The 289-nt window shown below is 47.4% G+C and carries 1 protein-coding gene; it reads left to right on the top strand.

The genetic code is table 11. The annotated features are described in order from the left end of the window. On the top strand, nt 1–279 hold a 279-nt coding region (locus AB4486_RS25550), incomplete at its 5' end, for a metal ABC transporter permease (RefSeq protein WP_372119528.1). Nucleotides 280–289: the final 10 nt, after the last annotated feature.

Raw genomic sequence — 289 nt, 5'->3', positions numbered from 1 at the left:
ATGATGATCACCTTAGTGACAATTGCGGCCGTGAAGATCGTAGGTGCAGTTCTAGTGGGTGCGTTATTGTTGATTCCAGGTGCGACCGCTCGATTGTTAACTAAACGTATGGGGAGCTTTGTTCTCTTGTCGGCATTACTCGCAACCATCGCATGTTTGGTTGGAACCGTGTTGCCTATGGAACTCAAACTGCCAGTGCCATCGGGCGCTTCAATCATCATCGTTTCTGCAACGTTTTTCCTAGCAGCAACGCTATACCGAATTGTAAGAAAGGCGTAATCATGACTTG

The sequence above is a fragment of the Vibrio sp. 10N.222.55.C6 genome (assembly GCF_041473395.1).
GTDB classification, from domain to species: Bacteria; Pseudomonadota; Gammaproteobacteria; order Enterobacterales; family Vibrionaceae; genus Vibrio; species Vibrio crassostreae_C.
The sequence above is the reverse complement of the archived record's forward strand: the minus strand, read 5'-3'. Positions and strand labels throughout refer to the sequence as shown.